The sequence below is a fragment of the Bartonella sp. AP57NXGY genome (genome assembly GCF_042195805.1).
Classification (GTDB): domain Bacteria; phylum Pseudomonadota; class Alphaproteobacteria; order Rhizobiales; family Rhizobiaceae; genus Bartonella.
Window position 1 is genome coordinate 1 of the sequence record NZ_JBHIOZ010000102.1, and the last position, 3,136, is coordinate 3,136.

The 3,136-nt window shown below is 38.4% G+C and carries 2 protein-coding genes and 1 pseudogene; all 3 read left to right on the forward strand.

The window, feature by feature from the left end; genetic code table 11:
* Nucleotides 1-165 (forward strand): annotated as a pseudogene (locus tag ACFIL8_RS07790) (ABC transporter substrate-binding protein); the annotation flags it as partial.
* A 400-nt stretch (nt 166-565) separates the two neighbouring features.
* The gene (xseA, locus tag ACFIL8_RS07795) at nt 566-1,996 is read left to right on the forward strand and encodes an exodeoxyribonuclease VII large subunit (protein ID WP_375689341.1); all 1,431 of its coding nucleotides are present in this window, start codon (nt 566-568) and stop codon (nt 1,994-1,996) included.
* Nucleotides 1,974-2,600 (forward strand): DNA-3-methyladenine glycosylase I, encoded by a 627-nt coding sequence (locus ACFIL8_RS07800; protein ID WP_375632504.1) that lies wholly within the window; start codon nt 1,974-1,976, stop codon nt 2,598-2,600. The genes xseA and ACFIL8_RS07800 overlap by 23 nt, the downstream gene beginning before the upstream one ends.
* The last annotated feature ends 536 nt before the right edge of the window (nt 2,601-3,136 follow it).

The window sequence follows — 3,136 nt, forward strand, 5'->3', positions numbered from 1 at the left end:
AAAAAACGGGCGCAAATGTATGCTGATTTACAACGTGATTTTATGCAGAAAGGGCCTTATGCTTTTATCTATCAGACGTATCACACGATAGCGATGACACCTGATGTTAAAAAATGGGTTTGGAATAGTGCACCACGTATTTTTTATAGTGCAATTGAAAAATAAGAAGGTATCAAGTTTATAAAATATAAAAAACAGGGTCATGATATATTTGATGTATTGCAAAGCTCTTTAATACTTTGCAATACATTGAATTCTATCGGGAATGGATTACTATGTTGTGTAGAGAATTTTATTTCAGGAATTCTTATAGAAGATGTGTTTGTTTGGATGTTAGGATTGAATATTTTAACTTCTATTGATACAATTTTCGGATGAAATAATGACTCTAGACATCCCCGTACAACGGCTTCAAGTTTTTTTACAACCCTGATAATCGATTTGAAATTAAAAATATAAGCTGTTCTAGCCGGTGTTATGGGTATTTTGATGAAGCTATAAATCAAAAGTTTAAAGATGTGTTGTTTCAAAAAGATTCACAGAAACGGGCGTAAAGAATTGAAAAATGGTAAGTTTGTTTAGTGAAAAAACAGGTGTAACAAATGTGGCAGAATTCACTGTTTCCGAAATAGCAGGGGCTCTAAAGCGTGTTGTTGAAGAAAAGTTTGGTTATGTACGGGTGCGTGGGGAGATATCAGGGTACCGTGGTACTCATGCTTCGGGACATGCTTATTTTGCTTTAAAAGATGATAAGGCACGGTTGGAAGCTGTTATTTGGCGTGGAGTTATGGAAAAGCTCAAATTCCCTCCTGAAGAAGGGATGGAAGTAGTTGCTGTTGGTAAACTTACGACGTATCCAGGGTCATCGAAATATCAAATTGTCATTGAGGCTCTTGAACCAACGGGGGTTGGTGCTTTGATGACACTTCTTGAAAATCGTAAGAAAAAGTTTTTAGAAGAAGGCTTGTTTGATGAAGAAAAGAAAAAACCTTTGCCTTATATGCCTCGAATTTTAGGCGTTGTAACATCACCAACAGGTGCTGTTATTCGTGATATTATTCATCGTATATCCGATCGTTTTCCGTTGCATATTTTGGTTTGGCCTGTACGTGTTCAGGGGGAAACAAGTGGGAGGGAAGTGGCTGTTGCTGTTGAAGGTTTTAATGCTCTTGGTCTAGGTGGACTTATTCCAAAACCTGATCTTATTATTGTTGCACGGGGAGGAGGAAGTTTAGAAGATTTGTGGGGGTTTAATGACGAAGCTGTTGTTCGTGCTGTTTATGAATCTTCTCTTCCTGTTATTTCTGCTGTTGGGCATGAAACGGACTGGACCTTGATTGATTATGTGGCTGATTGGCGCGCTCCAACTCCTACCGCCGCAGCAGAACGGGCTGTTCCTGTTAAGCTTGATCTCGAGGTGCTGGTGGCATCGCTTGATGCACGTTTGCGCAAGGGACTCGCGCGTTATTTGGATTTTTATCGACAAAAATTGCGTGCTACTCTACGAGCTCTTCCGACTGCCGATCAACTTTTTGCTTTACCACGGCGTGGTTTGGATGAAACTTCAAGTCGATTGCAGCGTGCTCTTTGTGTAAGCTACGATAAAAAACGTTTTTCTTTTCATGCACTTGGTGTGCGTTTTTCACCGCGTTTGTTAAATAGTGAAAAAGCACAACGCAATACAAAGGAATATACGGCACGTCTTCAGCGTGCTTTTGTGCGTAGTGTGGAAAAACAACGGGCTGGGTTAGAGGTAGTATCTAGGCTTTTAAGAAGCACTTCATATCAGAATATTTTGGAGCGCGGTTTTGTTTTGGCTTTGGGGAAAGAGAATAAGCCCATTAAACGCTTGGCTCAGTTTCCTGAAATGGGGCACATAAATTTACGTTTTTTTGATGGAGATATCAGTGTTGCAACACAAGAGCCTATTTCCGCTAAACGGTCAAAACACAAGCAGATAAAGTCGCCAAGCGATGATCAAGGAACTCTCTTTTAATACGGTTAATGCCATGCTTGCGGAAGGTCTTCTTAAGGGAGTAGATGGAAAAGTTCGTTGCGCATGGGCTGGAACGGATCCACTTTATTGTGCTTATCATGATACCGAATGGGGAAAGCCTGTTTTTGAGGATATTCGTTTGTTTGAGAAAATTTGTCTTGAAGGTTTCCAAGCGGGGCTTTCTTGGTTTACAATTTTAAAAAAACGCTCTTTTTTTCGCGTTGCATTTGATCACTTTGACTTTGAAAAGATTGTTCATTACGATGAGCTAAAGGTGAAAATGTTAATGCAAAATAAAGACATTGTTCGCCATCAAGGAAAAATTCAATCAGTGCTTAATAATGCACTTAGAGCACAAGAAATTATAACAGAGTGGGGAAGTTTGTCCCGCTATTTTTGGTCTTTTCAGCCACCACAATCAGAGCGTTATGAAAAGATAGACTTTCAAACACTGTTGGCTAACCCTATGACACCTGCTTCTCTTCGTCTTTCTCAAGACTTGAAGAGACGTGGCTGGACATTCGTTGGTCCCACAATTTGTTATGCTTTTATGCAGTCCGTAGGGATTGTTAATGATCATCTTGAAGGATGTTTTTGTCGATAAATTGGCAAACTGTCTTTTGTAAGAGTAATGATCAATAGGATAATAATTGAATTATTTAATAAATGTATAGATTATACAATTCCACTGTATAAGATAATTGAAATATACAAACTATACAATATTAATGATTTTCTACTGTTGTTGGCACTAAAAACGATAAAGGTATAATTTTGAGGATGAAAAAACAGACGCAAAAAGGAGTGATATCTTAACTGTTATGTATCTGAAGTTAGATCATGGTGATGTCTTGTATGTTTTAAAGAAACATCTAGTTACACCAAGGCCCATTTTGCGACGCAGCTCATGAATACTATGACAGTAAATCCATCGTGCACTCCATCTTTACGCTTATGAAGGAGAAGATCGGCACCATCACACATTTACTAGCTCTCAGTGTTATGAAACAGTCTTTGGTATTTGTAATGATTCAGAAGAGTTTTTTTATTTCCGTTAATAACATGACTGTTATAATTAATGAATATTTTATTCATGTTTGTTGACGAATGCAAAGTGGTTGTTAGATGGGGTGCTGTTGT